The following is a 16,208-nucleotide window of genomic DNA, read 5'->3' as shown; positions in this document are numbered from 1 at the left end:
CCATCCTGCACGGGGACGGGCCCCGGTCTGGCGCTAGAAGAGCGTGCCCTCCTCCGGCGCGGCGAGTTCTTCCAGCAGCTCCGGCCCGTTGTTCCGTACGTTGCTCGCCGCGGTCGAGACCGGATAGGCCCGCATCAGGCCGCCCGCCGGCGGTTCCAGCAGCCGCCGCAGCGAGCCCTCGGTGTCGGTGTTCGCGGGGTCCAGCCAGGCGTCCCAGCGGTCCGGGGCCAGCATCAGCGGCATCCGCGGGTGGATGTCGGACAGCGAGCGCGGCCCTTCGGCGGGAGCCACGGCCAGCGGCCCGGTCTCGGCCTCGGTGGTGATGACCGAGCAGGTGACCCACCAGGAGAGCGGGTGCTCGTCGGGCAGCGTCCGGTCGCGCCAGAACTCGTAGATCCCGGCCATGGCGAAGACGGAGCCGTCGGCGGGGAGCACGAAATAGGGCTGCTTGCGGGCCCGCTTCTTCTTCCCCTCCACCTCCAGCTGTCGCTCGTCGTGGGCGGTGACCCACTCGTAGTAGCCGTCGGCGGGGATGATGCAGCGGCGCTGCGCGAAGGGACGCCGGAAGGACGGCTTCTCGTGCAGGGTCTCGGACCGGGCGTTGATCATCCGGGCGGCGCCGTCGGGGTTCTGGGCCCAGGAGGGGACCAGCCCCCACTTCAGGACGCGCAGCTGGCGAACCGGACGCGGGTGCGGAGCGTCTTTCAGGGGGCGGTCGAGGACGACGTGGACCTCTTTCGTCGGCGCCACGTTCCAGTCGGGGGCCAGCGTCTCCTCCGGCTCCCACCTCTCGATCCCGAAGGCCTCCGCCAGGTCCTCGGGGCTCCGACTCGCTGCATACCGTCCGCACATGGCTGCCACACTGCCATGTCACCCGAGAACCACCGCAAGGAGTCCGCCACCCTATGGACAGCACCACGACGGCCGGCCTGTGGGACCGGCTCACGGGCATACAGACCCCGCCCGAGCTGTGGCTGGTGATCGTGACGGGCGTGGCCGCGCTGGCCGCCGTGGGCCCCGGCCCGCTGTGGCGGCTGTCGCGCAACGCCGTGACCATCGCGCACGAGGGCGGGCACGGCCTGCTGGCGCTGCTGACCGGGCGGCGGCTCGACGGGATACGGCTGCACTCCGACACCAGCGGGGTCACCGTCAGCCGGGGCCGGCCGACCGGGCTCGGGATGATCCTGACCGCCGCCGCCGGGTACACCGCCCCCTCGCTGCTCGGGCTCGGCGGGGCGGCACTGCTGTCCGCGCACCGGATCACGCTGCTGCTGTGGGTGGCCACCGCCCTGCTGCTGGTGATGCTGGTGATGATCCGCAACGCGTACGGGGCCCTGACCGTGGTGCTGACGAGCGGCACCTTCGTGCTGGTGTCGTGGCTGGCCCCGGCCGAGGTGCAGGCCGTCTTCGCCTACGGGGCGGTGTGGTTCCTGCTGCTCGGCGGCGTCCGGCCGGTCTTCGAGCTGGGGGCCAAGCGACGGCACGGCGGAGCTCCGGATTCCGACGCCGACCAGCTCGGACGGCTCACCCACGTGCACCCGGTGGTGTGGCTGCTCCTCTTCCATGTTGTCGCCCTGTGCTCCCTGGTGGGCGGCGGCCGTTGGCTTCTCGGCCTCTGAGACGGCGCAGCGATCAAGATCTGGTACCGGAGGAAGCCACTAAAGTGGGGGCCATGACCGAGACCCCCGCTCTGCCCGCCCTCTGGCCCGCCCCGATCGCCGACTCGGCCGTCCACGCCACCGTCACCGTGCCGGGGTCCAAGTCGGTCACCAACCGGGCCCTCGTACTCGCCGCGCTCGCCGCCGAACCGGGCTGGGTGCGCCGCCCGCTGCGCTCGCGCGACTCCCAGCTGATGTCGGACGCCCTGCGCGCGATGGGCGTCGGCATCGAGGAGACCGTCTCCTCCAGCTCCGCCGGGTCCGCCAACGGCGTGGTCGGCGGGGAGGCCTGGCGGATCATCCCGGCGGCCCTGCACGGCCCGACGACCGTGGACGTCGGCAACGCGGGCACGGTCATGCGCTTCCTGCCGCCCGTCGCCACCCTCGCCGACGGCGACATCCGCTTCGACGGCGACCCGCGCTCCTACGAGCGCCCGCTGGGCCAGGTCATCAGCGCCCTGCGCACGCTGGGCGCGCGGATCGACGACGACGGCCGGGGCGCGCTGCCCATGACCGTCCAGGGCGGCGGAGCCCTGGAGGGCGGCACCGTCGAGATCGACGCCAGCAACTCCTCGCAGTTCGTCTCCGCGCTCCTGCTCTCCGCCCCGCGCTTCAACCAGGGCGTCGAGGTCCGGCACGTGGGCACCACCCTGCCGTCGATGCCGCACATCCGGATGACCGTGGAGATGCTGCGCGCGGCGGGCGCGCAGGTCGACACCCCCGAGGCGGGCGGCGAGAAGGACGTGTGGCGGGTGGCCCCCGGCGCACTGCTGGGCCGCGACATGGTCGTGGAGCCGGACCTCTCCAACGCGCAGCCGTTCATGGCCGCGGCCCTGATCACCGGCGGTACGGTCACCATCCCGGACTGGCCGCGCCGCACCACGCAGCCCGGTGACGCGCTGCGCCGCATCTTCACGGAGATGGGCGGCTCCTGCGAGCTGACCGACGCGGGCCTGGTCTTCACCGGCACCGGCAAGATCCACGGCATCGACGTGGACCTGGGCGAGGTCGGCGAGCTCACCCCGGGCATCGCGGCGGTGGCGGCCCTGGCCGACTCGGAGTCCGTCCTGCGCGGGGTCGCGCACCTGCGGCTGCACGAGACGGACCGGCTGGCCGCGCTGACCAAGGAGATCAACGCGCTCGGCGGCGACGTCACCGAGACCGAGGACGGCCTGCACATCCGGCCGCGCCCGCTGCACGGCGGCACCTTCCACACGTACGACGACCACCGGATGGCCACGGCCGGCGCGGTGATCGGCCTGGCGGTGGAGGGCGTACTGATCGAGAACGTGGCGACGACGGCGAAGACCCTGCCGGACTTCCCCCGGATGTGGACGGACATGCTCGCGGGAGATGCCGGGGGCTCCGGGGCCCGCGCGGCTGGTGCGGGAGCGTAGGGCCCGTCATGCGCAGGTACGGCAAGCACACCGACGAGGACGACATCCGGCAGCGCCCCAACCCCAAGGGCAACCGGCCCCGGACGAACATCCGTCCCAAGCACGAGGACGCCTCCGAGGGCTTCGTCCTCACCGTCGACCGCGGCCGGCTGACCTGCCTGGTCGGCGACCGCACGGTCCACGCGATGAAGTCCAGGGAACTGGGCCGCAAGGCGGCGGTGGTGGGCGACCGGGTCTGGATCGTCGGTGACCTGTCCGGCAAGAAGGACACCCTCGCCCGGATCGTGCGGATCGAGGAGCGCAAGTCCGTTCTGCGGCGCACCGCCGACGACGACGACCCGTACGAGCGCGTGGTCGTCGCCAACGCCGACCAGCTGGCCATCGTCACGGCCCTGGCCGACCCGGAGCCCCGGCCCCGGATGATCGACCGCTGCCTGGTGGCGGCGTACGACGCCGGGCTGGAGCCGCTCCTGGTGCTCACGAAGTCCGATCTGACGTCCGCCGACAAGATCCTGGAGATCTACTCGACGCTCGGCGTGAACTACGTCGTGACCAACCGCGAGGAGCTCGCGACGGGCGACGCCGCAGACAAGGTGCGCGAGCGCCTGGAGGGCCGGATCACCGCGTTCGTGGGGCACTCGGGCGTCGGTAAGACCACCCTGGTCAACTCCCTGGTGGCGCCGGACCGCAAGCGCGCGACCGGCGTGGTCAACGCGGTCACCGGGCGCGGCCGCCACACCACCACCTCGGCCCTGGCGCTGCCGCTGCCCGGGATGGAGGGCTGGGTCATCGACACCCCCGGCGTGCGCTCCTTCGGGCTGCACCACGTGGATCCGTCCCGGGTGATCCTGGCCTTCCCGGACCTGGTGCCCGGTACCGAGGAGTGCCCGCGCGCGTGCAGCCACGACGAGCCGGACTGCGCGCTCGACACGTGGGTGGAGGACGGCCACGCGGACCCCGCGCGGCTGTATTCGCTGCGGCGGCTGCTGGAGACGCGGGAGCGCCGCGAGGGCGACTGACCGTCCGGCGGGGGGCCGGGCCTGCGGGTCCGGCGGGGTTTGCCGAAGATCGCGTCTGGATAAATGCTTAATCGCACCGAGTGGCGCGAGGGCACGTGACGCGGGGAGGCATTCGACATGGCGTGGCTGCTCGTGGTGGTCGCGGGAATCCTGGAGACCGGCTTCGCGGTCTGCCTCAAGCTGTCCCACGGCTTCACCCGGCTGTGGCCGACCATCGCCTTCGCGTGCTTCGCCCTCGGCAGCTTCGGCCTGTTGACCCTCGCGCTCAAGAAGCTGGACGTCGGCCCGGCGTACGCGGTGTGGACGGGCATCGGCGCCGCGGGCACGGCGATCTACGGCATGGTCTTCCTCGGCGACCTGGTCTCCACCCTCAAGCTCGTCTCGATCTCGCTGGTGATCCTCGGGGTCATCGGGCTCCAGCTGTCCGGTTCTGCGCACTGAGCAGCCGGAGCAGCTCCCCCGCCCCCGGCTCCTCCCCGGGCGCCACCACGTAGGAGAGGGCGAGCCGTACGGCGAGTTCGCACCGCTGGACGTCGTCCGCGGGCATGAGCGCGGCGGCCGCCCGGTCGCGTACGGCCCGGGCCAGCTCACCGGGCCCGGGCGCCCGGCCCGGGGCGGGCAGGTCCGGGTCCCAGAACCCGGTCAGCAGGGCCCGTACGAGGGGATAGGCGCGGGCCGCCCGGACGGTCCACTCCGCGACGGCGGCGAGCCGCTCGGCGGTCCGGCCGGGGGCGGCCAGGGCCCGCTCCACACCGTCGAGGTAGCGCTCCCCCTCGCGTCGGATCAAGGCGCGGCCCAGGCCCCCCTTGCCGCCGAACTCGTTGTAGAGGGTCTGTCGGGACACGCCGGCGGCCGCCGCCACGTCCACCATCCGCACGGCCGGCCAGGGCCGCGCCGAGAGCGCCGCTCCCGCCGCCTCCAGCAAGGTTTCCCGGGCTGCCGGCACGTGCGCCTCCCCCGTTTGGCTTCACGGCCAGAGTTGACGGGGCGACAGATCCTGTCAAGGGGGCGTCCCGGCCGCGCCACCGGCCGCGATACTGTTCGGCCATGTCCGAGTATGACGATGACCTGCGCCTTGCCCTCGAACTCGCCGACGCGGCGGACGTCGCCACGATGGAGCGGTTCCGAGCCCTCGACCTGAAGGTCGAGACGAAGCCGGACATGACGCCGGTGAGCGAGGCGGACAAGGCCGCCGAGGAGATCATCCGGGCCGGCATCGCGGCCGCGCGACCCGATGACGCGATCCTCGGCGAGGAGTACGGCCTGAAGGGCAGCGGCCCTCGGCGCTGGGTCGTGGACCCGATCGACGGCACCAAGAACTACGTGCGCGGGGTGCCCGTCTGGGCGACGCTGATCTCCCTGATGGCCGAAGGCGCCGACGGGGTCTTCCGCCCGGTGGTCGGCGTGGTGTCTGCGCCGGCGCTGGGCCGGCGCTGGTGGGCGGCGCAGGGCGGCGGCGCGTACGCGGGCGGGGCGCTCGGCGAGGCCGCGCGGATCGGCGTGTCGAAGGTCGCGGGCCTGGGTGACGCCTCGTTCGCCTACTCCTCGCTGAGCGGCTGGGAGGAGCAGGGCCGGCTCCCCGGCTTCCTGGACCTGACCCGCGCCTGCTGGCGCACGCGCGGCTACGGCGACTTCTGGCCGTACATGATGGTCGCGGAGGGCTCGCTGGACCTGTGCGCCGAACCGGAGCTGAACCTGTGGGACATGGCCGCCGTCGCGGTCGTGGTCCAGGAGGCGGGCGGCCGTTTCACCAGCCTGGACGGGGTGGAGGGGGTCCACGGGGGGAACGCGGCGGCCTCGAACGGGCTGCTCCACGAGGAGATGCTGGAGCACCTGCGCCCCAGCCCCTGAGCGTGCCCCCTTGTTGACCGTGCGTGTCCGTGGGAATCTGGGAATCCGCCCGCTTGTGCGCTTGTGAATCCATTCTCTTGGATCCCGGGTCGCACCCACCCGAGCGGCGGGACTCACCCAGGAGGTGGCTCTCTTCATGCTCGTCCGTGACGCAATGAGCACCGTGATCCTCACCCTCGGACCCGCACACACCTTGCGTCAGGCGGCCTGCCTGATGTCCGGCCGGCGCGTCGGCGCGGCCGTCGTCCTCGACCCCGAACACAGCGGAATCGGCATCCTGACCGAGCGCGACATCCTCAACTCGATCGGTGCGGGCCACGATCCCGACCGCGAGTCCGTGGGTGCGCACACCACCAACAACGTGGTGTTCTGCACCCCCGACGCCACCGTGGAGGAGGCCGCCGAGGCGATGGCCAACGGCGGCTTCCGGCACCTGATCGTGCTGGAGAACGGCGGCCCGGTGGGCATCGTCTCCGTACGCGATGTCATCCGCTGCTGGGTACCGGCACGGCGGACGGCCCAGCTGGCCGGCTGAACGGCCAGGAGGGCCGGATCCCCTGGGGAATCCGGCCCTCCTGTTTCGGCGAGCAACCATCGATGAGATGCCCCTACGGCGGGCAACCACCTCCGCGGAAGCGGCGGCGGTTCAGCCGCAGAGAGGGGTTCAGCCGCGAAGGGCCTGGACCGCGGCTTCCAGCCGCTTGCCGAAGTCGCCGTCCGCCTGGCGGAAGTTGTTGATCGCGCGCTCGACGATGTCGTCGCGGGAGACCTTGGCGATGAACCGGGACAGGTTCTCGATCAGGCGGGACTTCTCGTCCTCGGAGTACAGGCGGTAGAGGTTGCCCGCCTGGACGAAGTCGTTGTCCTCCCGGTGCACGGGGGCGGCGTGGTTGCCGGTGCCACCGGTCAGCGCGACGGGCTGCCACAGCGGACGGTCCGTCTGGTGCGGGCCGCCGAAACTGTTCGGCTCGTAGTTCTTCGCGCCCTTGTGGCGGCCGTCGTACAGGTAGCCGTCGCGGGAGTTGGTGCGGGCCTCGGTGGCGTGCGGACGGTTCACCGGCAGGTGGTCGGCGTTGATGCCGACGCGGTAGCGGTGGGCGTCGCCGTAGCCGAAGAGGCGGCCCTGGAGCATCTTGTCCGGGGACGGACCGATGCCGGGGACGAAGTGCGCCGGACTGAATATGCTCTGCTCGACCTCGGCGAAGACGTTCTCCGGGTTGCGGTTGAGCTCCAGCTTGCCGATCTCGATCGGCGGGTAGTCCTCGTGCGGCCACACCTTGGTGAGGTCGAACGGGTTGAAGCGGTACTCGGCCGCCTCGGCCGCCGGCATGATCTGGACCTGCACGGTCCAGGACGGGAAGTCGCCGCGCTCGATGGCCTCGCGCAGATCGCGCTGGTGCGAGTCGGGGTCCTCACCGGCGAGCTTGTTGGCCTCGGCCTGGGTGAGGTTCTTGATGCCCTGGTCGGTCTTGAAGTGGTACTTGACCCAGAAGACCTCGCCGGCCTCGTTGTTCCACTGGAACGTGTGCGAGCCGTAGCCGTTCATGTGGCGGTAGGACGCCGGGATGCCGCGGTCACCGAAGAGCCAGGTCACCTGGTGGGTCGACTCGGGCGACAGACCCCAGAAGTCCCAGACGTTGTCCGCCTCCTGCGAGCCCGTGTACGGGTCGCGCTTCTGGGTGTGGATGAAGTCGGGGAACTTGATGGCGTCCTTGATGAAGAACACCGGCGTGTTGTTGCCGACGAGGTCGTAGTTGCCCTCTTCGGTGTAGAACTTCAGCGCCCAGCCGCGGGGGTCGCGCACCGCGTCGGCCGAACCGAGGTTGCCCGCGACGGTGGAGAAGCGCAGGAAGGTCTCGGTCTGCTTGCCGACCTCGGACAGGAACTTGGCGCGGGTCCACTGCGAGACGTCACGGGTCAGCGTGAAGGTGCCGTACGCACCGGCGCCGCGGGCGTGCACCACGCGCTCCGGGATGCGCTCGCGGTTGAAGTGCGCGAGCTTCTCCAGCAGGAGCTGGTCCTGGACCAGGACGGGGCCGCCGGCGCCGGCGGTCTCGCTGTTCTGGTTGTCGGCGACCGGAGCCCCGGCCTCCGTGGTGAGCGGTCCCTGCGTCACGTGCGCCTCCTGCGTCATTCCTGCATGTCCTGTCCATGGCCTGTGCCGTACTCGATCCTACGATGGACTTTGTCTAAGTCAAGTAAGGATCCAAGTCCATACAGGTTCGGGAGTTACACCTAATCCCCCTCGCTGTTAGGCTGGTGCCCATGAGTGACCTGCTGGAACGACTTCGCGGACGCGGATGGCGCATGACTGCACAGCGCCGTGTCGTGGCCGAGGTGCTCGACGGTGACCACGTTCACCTGACGGCCGACGAGGTGCACGCGCGCGCAGTGGCCAAACTGCCGGAGATCTCCCGGGCGACGGTCTACAACACCCTGGGTGAGCTCGTGACCCTGGGCGAGGTCCTGGAGGTCTCCACGGACCGCCGCGCCAAGCGCTACGACCCGAACGCCCACCGGCCGCACCAGCACCTGGTCTGCGCCCAATGCGGCGCGATCCGCGACGTCCACCCGGCGGGCAACCCGCTGGCCGACCTGCCGGACACGGAGCGCTTCGGCTTCGTCGTATCGGCGGTCGAGGTGACGTACCGCGGGGTGTGCCCGAACTGCGCGGGCGCCTGACCGACCGGGCCGAGCATCCGCGAACCGCGAAACGCGGAGAAGGGGCCGGGAGCTGACGCTCCCGGCCCCTTCTCCGTACTCCTTCATTGCTTGACGGCTCAAAACGACTGAAGGCCCGGATCCAGAGGATCCGGGCCTTCAGTCTTCAGTAGCGGGGACAGGATTTGAACCTGCGACCTCTGGGTTATGAGCCCAGCGAGCTACCGAGCTGCTCCACCCCGCGTCGGTAAACACGACTTTACGTGAGGCCGCACAGCAGATGCAAATCGGTTGAGTACGGGCCCTAGCCGGCCAGTCCCCGGTGCAGCAGCGCGGTGAGGGTGTCGACCACCTCGTCGTCGTCGAAGGCGCCCCCGCTGGTCATCGCCGCGTACCCCAGCATCGAGACCATGGCCCCCATCGCCGCGGCGACCAGCTCCGGGTCACCGGGCACCCGCCGGCCGCGTTCGCGCATGTACTCCAGGTGTTCCCGCAGCGGCGCGGTGTCCCCCACGAGCCGCTCCCAGGCCCGCCCCGACCGGGGCGGTTCGGCCATGGACTTCTGGAACAGGGCGACCACGACGGGCAGGTGATCCCGGAAGACCCCCCAGGTGGCCGCCACGTGCGCACGCAGCTGCGCGCGGTCAGCGAGGTCGTGGTCGCGGGGGTGGCCGCCGGCCCCGACCGCCGCGTCCACCTGGGCCCCCATGTCCGCGAGCAGTGCGTTCAGCAGCTCGTCCTTGCCCGCGAAGTGTTCGTAGAAGGACCCGGTGGAGCGGCCGGCCGCCTTGGTGATGTCGGTGATCTTCGTCTGCGTGTAGCCGCGCTCCAGGAAGAGCGCCCGCGCCGCCTCCTTGAGCGCCGCCTCCGTACCGGCCGCCCGCTCCTTGCGCACTCCCACCGCGATCCCCGCTCCCTCTTGACTCCGTGCTGGCGGCTTCATCATACTGAACCCAGTTTCACTGAATCTAAATTCAGTGAATAAGAATTCACCGAACGGGGAAGGGGCCGGATCGCATGCGCGTATCAGTCATCGGGGGCGGAGTGGCCGGAGCGGCGAGCGCGATCGCGTTGCGCCGGCGTACGGGCGCCGAGGTCACGGTCTACGAGGCGTACGAGGACCCGGCGGGGCAGGTGGGCTCGTTCCTGAGCCTCGCCGTCAACGGGCTGCGCGGACTGGACGAGCTGGGCTGCCTGGCCCAGGTCCAGGCGGCGGGGTTCCCGGTCGCAGACCAGCTGATGTGGTCGGCGTCGGGCAAGCTCCTCGGCAAGGTGCCCCGCGGCCGGCTGGCCTCGGACACCCTGCACAGCACGACGTTGCTGCGCGGGCGGCTGGTCGAGGTGCTCCGTGCGGAGGCGCAGCGGGCGGGGGCCCGGATCGTGACGGGGCAGCGGGTGGATCCGGCGGCGCCGGAAGGAGACCTGGTCGTGGCGGCGGACGGCATCTGGTCGGCGACCCGCACGGCGCTGGACCCGGCGGCGCCGGCCGTCGAGTACGCGGGCCTCTACAGCGTGTCGGGGGTCTCCGAGGGCCTGGATCTCGCCCCGGGCACCTTCCACATGGTCTTCGGCCACCGGGGCGCGTTCCTGTACATCCCGGCGCCGGACGGCACGGTGTGGTGGTCGGCCCAGGTGGCCTCACCGGAGCCCCCGGACCCGGCGGAGGTCACCCTGGGCCTGCTGACGGACTCGTACCGCACCTCACGGACGCCGCTCGACGTACTGCGGGCGGCGACGCGGGTCGACCGCGCGATGCCGATGCACCGGCTGGCGGAGCTGCCCGTCTGGCACGACGACCGCACCGTGCTCATCGGCGACGCCGCCCACCCGGTGGGCGCCGGTCAGGGCGCGTCGATGGCGATCGAGGACGCGGTGGCCCTGGCCGGGTGCGTCGCCGAGGCGCCGGACATCCCGTCGGCCCTGTCCGCGTACACCCGCCTGCGCCGCCCCCGCGCGGCCCGCATGACCAAGGCCGCCGCGACCAACCGCGACTCCAAGACCCCGGGCACGCTCCAGCGCCGCGTCAACGACCTGCTGATGCCCTTCGTCTTCCGCCACACCTACGCCCGCGCCACGTCCTGGCTCTACCGCTGAGCCGCGGGCCCGGGAGCGAAGCCCGAATCCTTGAGCCCCACCGTCCACACCCCACCCCGCCGGCACATCCCAGCACGACCGTGCACACCCAGCCCGCCGGCACATCCCAGCCCGCCGGGCACATCCCAGCCCCGCCGACGCTTGAGGCGCGGGGCGCGGGGCGGAGCCCCGATCCTTCAGCCCAGCCGGACAACCCACCCCCGCCGGGCACATCCCAGCCCCGCCGGCGCTTGAGGCGCGGGACCCGGGGCGGAGCCCCGATCCTTCAGCCCAGCCGGACAACCCACCCCCGCCGGGCACATCCCAGCCCCGCCGGCGCTTGAGGCGCGGGGCGCGGGGCGGAGCCCCGATCTCTCAGCCCGCCGAACCCCAGCAACGGCGCCGCACCCGAAGCCACGGCGAGCCCCCGGCCAGGGATCAGGCCGAGAGCTCCTCCGCCAGCGCCTCCCGGAGCCGGGCCGCCCGCTCGGAAACCTCCTCCGGCCCCAACTCCATGGCCCGCACGCACCACTTCTGCCCCTCCGCCAGGTCCCCGTGCCGCGCCGCCAGCAACCCCAGCCGCAGCGCGGCGCGCCCGTGGCCCGCCACCGCCGCACGGGTCCACCACAGGGCGGCCTCGGGCTCGCTCCCCTCGCGGGCCAGCAGCAGCCCCAGGTTGAACGCCCCGTTCCGGGACCCTGCCTCGGCCGCCTCCCGGTACCAGCGCGCGGCGACCGCCAGGTCGCCCCGGGCGGCGGCCAGCATGCCGACCCGCACCTGGGCCCGGCGGTGCCCCAGCTCGGCGGCCCGCTCGTACCACTCCTCGCTCTCGGTCCGCGGCACCCCGCCCACCGGCTCGCCCAGCGCCACGGGCTCCGGCGGCGGAGCCAGCGACTCCAGCAGCGAGGCCAGCCGGAAGGCCGCCTCCGCGCTGCCGCCGCCCGCCGCGCACCGCAGGTGCCGCTCGGCGGCCCGCTCCTCGCCGTCACGGACCAGCGCGATGCCGACCTGGAGCGCGGCATCGGTGTGTCCCGCCGACGCCGCCCGCTCGTACCACTTCAGCGCAGTACGGTCCTCGTCGCGGCTGGCGAACAGGATGCCGAGGTTGAACGCGGCGTCGACGCTGCCCGCCTCGGCCGCCTTCGAGAACCACGGCTCGGCACCCTCCGCGTCGCCGCCCTGGAGCAGCAGGATGGCCAGCGCGTTGGCCGCCTCGCGGTGTCCGGCGTACGCGGCGCGCCGGTACCACTGCTCTGCCTGCGCGGTCCGGTCCTGTGCGACGCACAGCAGAGCAAGGTTGTACGCCCCGTTTTGATCGCCCGCGTCCATGGCGGTCCGGTACCAGCGCTCCGCGGTCTGCGTCTCCCCGCGCGCGGCGTGCAGCGCGCCCAGGGCGTTCGCGGCGTTGCCGTCCCCGTCCTGCGCCGCCCGGTGCCACCAGGCGGCCGCACTGTCCTCGTCCCCGGCGTCGCGCAGCAGGAAACCGAGCGCGCAGGCCGCCCGGGCCTCGCCCTGCTTGGCGGAGGTCAGGTACCAGCGCCCGGCCTCCTTGAGCTCCCCGCGCGCCTCCAGCAGGGCGCCCAGGTGCAGCGCGGCACGGCGGTGGCCGCGTGCTGCGGCCTGCCGGTACCACTGCTCGGCCTCGGCGGGGTCGCCCTTCCTCAGGTGCCGCGCGAGCCGGTACGCGGCTTCGCGGTGCCCCTGTTCCGCGGCGGCGCGGAACCACCGCTCGACGCCCTTGTCCCCCCGGTGCTCCAGCAGGTCGGCCAGCCCGTACGCACCCAGGGCGTGGCCGGACTCCGCCGCCTGGCGGAGCCAGTACTCGGCGGCGGGCTCGTCCCCGCGCTCGCGGAAGTGGCGGCCCAGGGCGTGTGCGGCCGGCGCGGATCCGGCCACGGCGGCGACCCGCCACCAGCCGGCCGCCTCCTCGGGGTAGCCCCGCTGGTGCAGCAGTACGCCCAGGTTGTTCGCGGCGGCGCGGTCCCCTTCGCCGGTGGCGCCGCGCAGGTACGGCTCGGCGCCGGCGAGGTCACCGCGGCGCAGCAGCAGCGCCCCGAGCACGCTCATGGCACCCGGGTCGCCCTTGTCGGCGGCCACCCGGTGCCGGGCTTCCAGCTCGGCGTCGCTCGCCGTGTCGGTCTCGGCGAACACTTCCTCCACGAAATCCGCATCGGTCAGCGCGGTCTGCGCGTTGACAACGGGAGCCGACTCACCGGCTCCCGTACCCGGCTCGGCCTCCGCCCTCACAAACCGCCCTGTCTCCAGCAGAGTTGACCTGTCCCCCATAAATCCCATCGTCGCATCACCTGCTACCCGCGTACACCTGGTATGTCGCAGCCAGTGAGGTCACTACAGCGTTTTGTCGACATGCCCATAGAGAGCCAAGTCAAACACGCTCCCGCCCCAACTCACCCTTGTTGGTTACCGCGTGTCCACCCCCGGGCATGACGAAGGCCCGGATCCCATGGATCCGGGCCTTCATCTTCAGTAGCGGGGACAGGATTTGAACCTGCGACCTCTGGGTTATGAGCCCAGCGAGCTACCGAGCTGCTCCACCCCGCGTCGGTGAAACCACAGTATCACGACGCGGGACGGGGCCATTACCGATTTATCGCTAGCCGCCCGGCTTGGGCGCGGTCAGCTTCGCCTCCGCGTCGATCGCCCGCTTCAACGCCGCCTTGATCTCGTCCTGCGCCTTGCCGAAGGCCGCCCAGTCACCGGACTGCCTGGCCTTCTCGGCCTCCTCGATGGCCTTCTGCGCATCGGCGAGCGCGGCCTTCACCGTCGGGTCCGTCGCGGCCGGTGGCGTCGTGCCGTCGCCCGGCGGCTGCGCCGGAGGCACGGGCGTGGTCGGAGCTTCGGCCCCGAAGACCACGTTCAGCGCCTTCTCCAGGGTGTCCTCGAACGCGGTCTGGCCGCCGTAGGTCACGAGTACCTTGCGCAGCAGCGGGTACTTCAGCCCCGAACTGCGCACGTACACCGGCTCCACGTAGAGCATTCCGCCGTCGAGCGGGACCGTGAGCAGGTTTCCGTACTCGACCTCCGAGTCGCCACCGCGCAGCAGGCGGATGGACTCGGCGATCTTCGGTTCGGACTGGAACTTGCTCTGGACCTGCTTGGGGCCGTCGACCGGCTTGCTCGTCGGCAGCTTCAGGACGCTGATCTTGCCGTAGTCCGGGGTGCCCGGATCGGCGTTGACCGCCATGAAGGCGCTCAGGTTGTCCCGCTCGTTCGGCGTGAACGTCGTCGTGAGCGAGAAGACCTGCTCCTTCTCCGTCTGGCCCGGCAGCTTCATCGACAGGTAGTACGGCGGGACCGCCGTGCCGGCCTTGGTCGTCGGGTCGTCGGGGACGGCCCATGCCTCACTGCCACTGAGGAAGGTCTGCGGGTCGGTGACGTGGTAGCGGGTCAGCAGCTCGCGCTGGACCTTGAACAGGTCCTGCGGGTAGCGCAGGTGGTCCATGAGCGGCTTGGAGATCTCGCTCTTGGGCTTCACCGTGCCCGGGAACGCCTTCATCCAGGTCTTCAGCACCGGGTCCTGGGTGTCCCACTGGTACAGGCTGACCGTGCCGTCGTACGCGTCGACGGTGGCCTTCACCGAGTTGCGGATGTAGTTGACCTGGTTCTCCTGCGCCACCACCGCGCGCTGGCTGTTGGTCAGCGAGTCCGCGGTGCTCTGGCCCAGCGTGGTGCGCGAGGCGTACGGGTAGCCGTTGGTCGTCGTGTAGGCGTCGACGATCCACTTGATCCGGCCGTCGACGACCGCCGGGTACGGGGCGCCGTCGATGGTCAGCCACGGCGCGACGGCCTCGACGCGCTCCTTGGGCGTGCGGTGGTACAGGATCCGCGAGCCATCGCCGATGGCCCCGGAGTACAGGATCTGCGGCTCGTTGAAGGTCAGCGCGTACGCCGCCCGGTTGACCGGGTTGTCGAGGCTGACACCGGAATTCCCGGTGTAGCTCGTCTCCTTCTCGCCCTTGAGGTCGTCCGAGTAGTCGAGCTCCTTCTGCGGCCCGCCGACGATCGAGTACTGCTTCGTCTGCTCGCCGTAGTAGACGCGCTGCTCGAAGTCCGTGCCGAACATCCCCTTGGAGGGCAGGTCGGACTGGGTGAAGTCGGGCGCGCCCTGGTCGCCGACCGTGGTGCCCTTGGCCGCGACCACTCCGTAGCCGTGCGTGTACTTGAAGTGGTCGTTGATCCAGTTGTTCTTCGGGATGCCGCCGATGTTCAGCTCGCGCAGCCCGATCACGGTGTCCTGGCCCTTGTACCGGTCCACGGCGAGCGTGGACGGGAAGGCGTAGTAGCCCTTGACCTGCTGGAGCTGCTGGAAGGCCGGCGAGACGATGTTCGGGTCGAGGAGGCGGACGCTGGCGGTCGTGTCGGCCGCCTTGCGCAGCTGGCCCTTGTCCGTCCCCGCGGCCGGTACGCCCGGGTAGTCCTTGACCTCGGAGCCGGCGATCCCGTACGCGTCGCGCGTCGCCTTGATGTTCTTCTCGACGTACGGGGATTCCTTGGCCTGCTCGTTCGGCTGGACCTGGAACTTCTGCACGATCGCCGGATACAGGCCGCCGATCAGGATCGCCGAGAGCACCATCAGGCCGAAGCCGATGACCGGCAGCTGCCAGGTGCGGCGCCACAGCGTCGCGAAGAACAGCGCGGCGCAGATCGCGGCGATGGCCACGAGGATCGTCTTCGCCGGGAGGTACGCGTTCGCGTCGACGTAGCGCAGGCCGGTCCAGTTGTCGGCGGCCTTGAAGTCACTGGACTTCACGGCGAGGCCGTACCGGTCGAGCCAGTAGGCGACCGCCTTCAGCGTGACGAAGAGGCCGAGCAGCACCGACAGGTGGCCGGTCGCCGCGGCGGTGGCCCGGGCGCCGGGGCTGGTCACGCGCAGTCCGCCGTACAGGTAGTGCACGACGGCCGCGGCGATCACCGACAGCACGACCGCGGCGAAGCCGAAGCCGAGCAGGAAGCGGTACCAGGGCAGGTCGAAGGTGTAGAACGACACGTCGAGGTGGAATTCGGGGTCCTTCTGCCCGAAGGGCACCCCGTTCACGTACATCAGCCAGGTCTTCCACTGGCCGGCCGCCGAGGCGCCGGCGATGAGGCCGACGATCACGGCGATGCCCAGGAGCAGCCACATCTTGTACGGCGCGATGCTCATCCGGTAGCGGTCGAGGCTCTGCTGCTCCATCGACATCGCGCTGAGCGGCGGCCGCAGCCGGTGCGCCAGCCAGATGTTGAACCCGACGGCACCCGCCATCAGCAGACCGAACACGGCGAAGAGGCCGATCTTGGTCCACAGGGTGGTGGTGAAGACGCTGGAGTACTTCACGGAGCGGAACCAGAGCCAGTCCGTCCAGAAGCCCGCGAACATGATGAAGAGCATGGCCAGGACGGCCAGCACGCCCAAGGTCATGAGGAGAGTGCGGGCTCGCCGGGACGGGCGGCCGACTCTCATCCGTGGCCCGGAAGGGCCTCCGCCGCGGTCCGGCATCTGGAAAGCCAAGGTGCGCACCTCGAAAGTCGCTACTGGTAATGAACGGGCC

Annotated in this window: 14 protein-coding genes and 2 tRNA genes; 8 read left to right on the top strand and 8 right to left on the bottom strand. The window is 71.3% G+C overall.

The genetic code is table 11. The features are described 5' to 3' along the window. Positions 1-33: 33 nt before the first annotated feature. On the bottom strand, positions 34-852 hold the full coding sequence (locus tag AB0D48_RS09425; RefSeq protein WP_362392671.1) for an SOS response-associated peptidase: 819 nt from the start codon (positions 850-852) through the stop codon (positions 34-36). A 53-nt stretch (positions 853-905) separates the two neighbouring features. Here AB0D48_RS09425 and AB0D48_RS09420 point away from each other — a divergent pair, with 53 nt between their 5' ends. From AB0D48_RS09420 to AB0D48_RS09405, 4 genes are all read left to right on the top strand, one after another. Continuing rightward, positions 906-1,619, top strand: coding sequence for a M50 family metallopeptidase (locus AB0D48_RS09420; protein WP_362392668.1), 714 nt, complete (start codon positions 906-908; stop codon positions 1,617-1,619). A 53-nt stretch (positions 1,620-1,672) separates the two neighbouring features. Beyond that, the gene (gene aroA / locus AB0D48_RS09415) at positions 1,673-3,055 is read left to right on the top strand and encodes a 3-phosphoshikimate 1-carboxyvinyltransferase (protein ID WP_362392665.1); all 1,383 of its coding nucleotides are present in this window, start codon (positions 1,673-1,675) and stop codon (positions 3,053-3,055) included. Positions 3,056-3,063: 8 nt separating this feature from the next. Further along, positions 3,064-4,074 (top strand): ribosome small subunit-dependent GTPase A, encoded by a 1,011-nt coding sequence (gene rsgA, locus AB0D48_RS09410; RefSeq protein WP_362392663.1) that lies wholly within the window; start codon positions 3,064-3,066, stop codon positions 4,072-4,074. Positions 4,075-4,191: 117 nt separating this feature from the next. After that, a complete protein-coding gene (locus AB0D48_RS09405; RefSeq protein ID WP_030225858.1) occupies positions 4,192-4,515 on the top strand; it encodes a multidrug efflux SMR transporter in 324 nt (107 codons plus the stop codon). On the opposite strand, the gene AB0D48_RS09400 is transcribed toward AB0D48_RS09405, so the two are convergent. Continuing rightward, on the bottom strand, positions 4,481-5,020 hold the full coding sequence (locus AB0D48_RS09400; RefSeq protein ID WP_362392659.1) for a TetR/AcrR family transcriptional regulator: 540 nt from the start codon (positions 5,018-5,020) through the stop codon (positions 4,481-4,483). The two genes, AB0D48_RS09405 and AB0D48_RS09400, sit on opposite strands and share 35 nt — an antisense overlap. A gap of 101 nt (positions 5,021-5,121) precedes the next feature. Here AB0D48_RS09400 and hisN point away from each other — a divergent pair, with 101 nt between their 5' ends. After that, entirely contained in the window at positions 5,122-5,925 is an 804-nt protein-coding gene (hisN, locus tag AB0D48_RS09395) for a histidinol-phosphatase (RefSeq protein WP_362392656.1), read from the top strand. A 136-nt stretch (positions 5,926-6,061) separates the two neighbouring features. After that, the gene (locus AB0D48_RS09390) at positions 6,062-6,460 is read left to right on the top strand and encodes a CBS domain-containing protein (protein ID WP_362392653.1); all 399 of its coding nucleotides are present in this window, start codon (positions 6,062-6,064) and stop codon (positions 6,458-6,460) included. 129 nt (positions 6,461-6,589) lie between these two features. Here AB0D48_RS09390 and AB0D48_RS09385 read toward each other — a convergent pair whose 3' ends face one another. Then, entirely contained in the window at positions 6,590-8,059 is a 1,470-nt protein-coding gene (locus AB0D48_RS09385; RefSeq protein WP_362392650.1) for a catalase, read from the bottom strand. A gap of 131 nt (positions 8,060-8,190) precedes the next feature. On the opposite strand from AB0D48_RS09385, the gene AB0D48_RS09380 reads away from it, so the two are divergent. Further along, a complete protein-coding gene (locus AB0D48_RS09380; protein ID WP_069921860.1) occupies positions 8,191-8,607 on the top strand; it encodes a Fur family transcriptional regulator in 417 nt (138 codons plus the stop codon). Positions 8,608-8,756: 149 nt separating this feature from the next. On the opposite strand, the gene AB0D48_RS09375 is transcribed toward AB0D48_RS09380, so the two are convergent. Together AB0D48_RS09375 and AB0D48_RS09370 are read right to left on the bottom strand one after the other, a co-directional pair. Beyond that, positions 8,757-8,830 (bottom strand) — tRNA-Met (locus tag AB0D48_RS09375). Between the two features lie 60 nt (positions 8,831-8,890). Continuing rightward, positions 8,891-9,487: a TetR/AcrR family transcriptional regulator gene (locus AB0D48_RS09370; RefSeq protein WP_362392646.1), complete on the bottom strand. Its 597-nt coding sequence runs from the start codon at positions 9,485-9,487 to the stop codon at positions 8,891-8,893. A 116-nt stretch (positions 9,488-9,603) separates the two neighbouring features. Between AB0D48_RS09370 and AB0D48_RS09365 the strand changes: the two genes are divergently transcribed. Then, entirely contained in the window at positions 9,604-10,680 is a 1,077-nt protein-coding gene (locus AB0D48_RS09365; protein WP_362392644.1) for an NAD(P)/FAD-dependent oxidoreductase, read from the top strand. Between the two features lie 417 nt (positions 10,681-11,097). On the opposite strand, the gene AB0D48_RS09360 is transcribed toward AB0D48_RS09365, so the two are convergent. From AB0D48_RS09360 to AB0D48_RS09350, 3 genes are all read right to left on the bottom strand, one after another. After that, complete coding sequence (locus tag AB0D48_RS09360; RefSeq protein WP_362392641.1) at positions 11,098-12,954, bottom strand: tetratricopeptide repeat protein; 1,857 nt, start codon at positions 12,952-12,954, stop codon at positions 11,098-11,100. Between the two features lie 193 nt (positions 12,955-13,147). Further along, positions 13,148-13,221 (bottom strand) — tRNA-Met (locus AB0D48_RS09355). A 52-nt stretch (positions 13,222-13,273) separates the two neighbouring features. After that, positions 13,274-16,156: a UPF0182 family protein gene (locus AB0D48_RS09350; RefSeq protein WP_362393056.1), complete on the bottom strand. Its 2,883-nt coding sequence runs from the start codon at positions 16,154-16,156 to the stop codon at positions 13,274-13,276. Positions 16,157-16,208 lie beyond the last annotated feature (52 nt).

Origin of the sequence: Streptomyces sp. NPDC048269 (genome assembly GCF_040652395.1) — a bacterium.
In the GTDB taxonomy this organism is placed as follows: domain Bacteria; phylum Actinomycetota; class Actinomycetes; order Streptomycetales; family Streptomycetaceae; genus Streptomyces.
The sequence above is the reverse complement of the archived record's forward strand: the minus strand, read 5'-3'. Positions and strand labels throughout refer to the sequence as shown.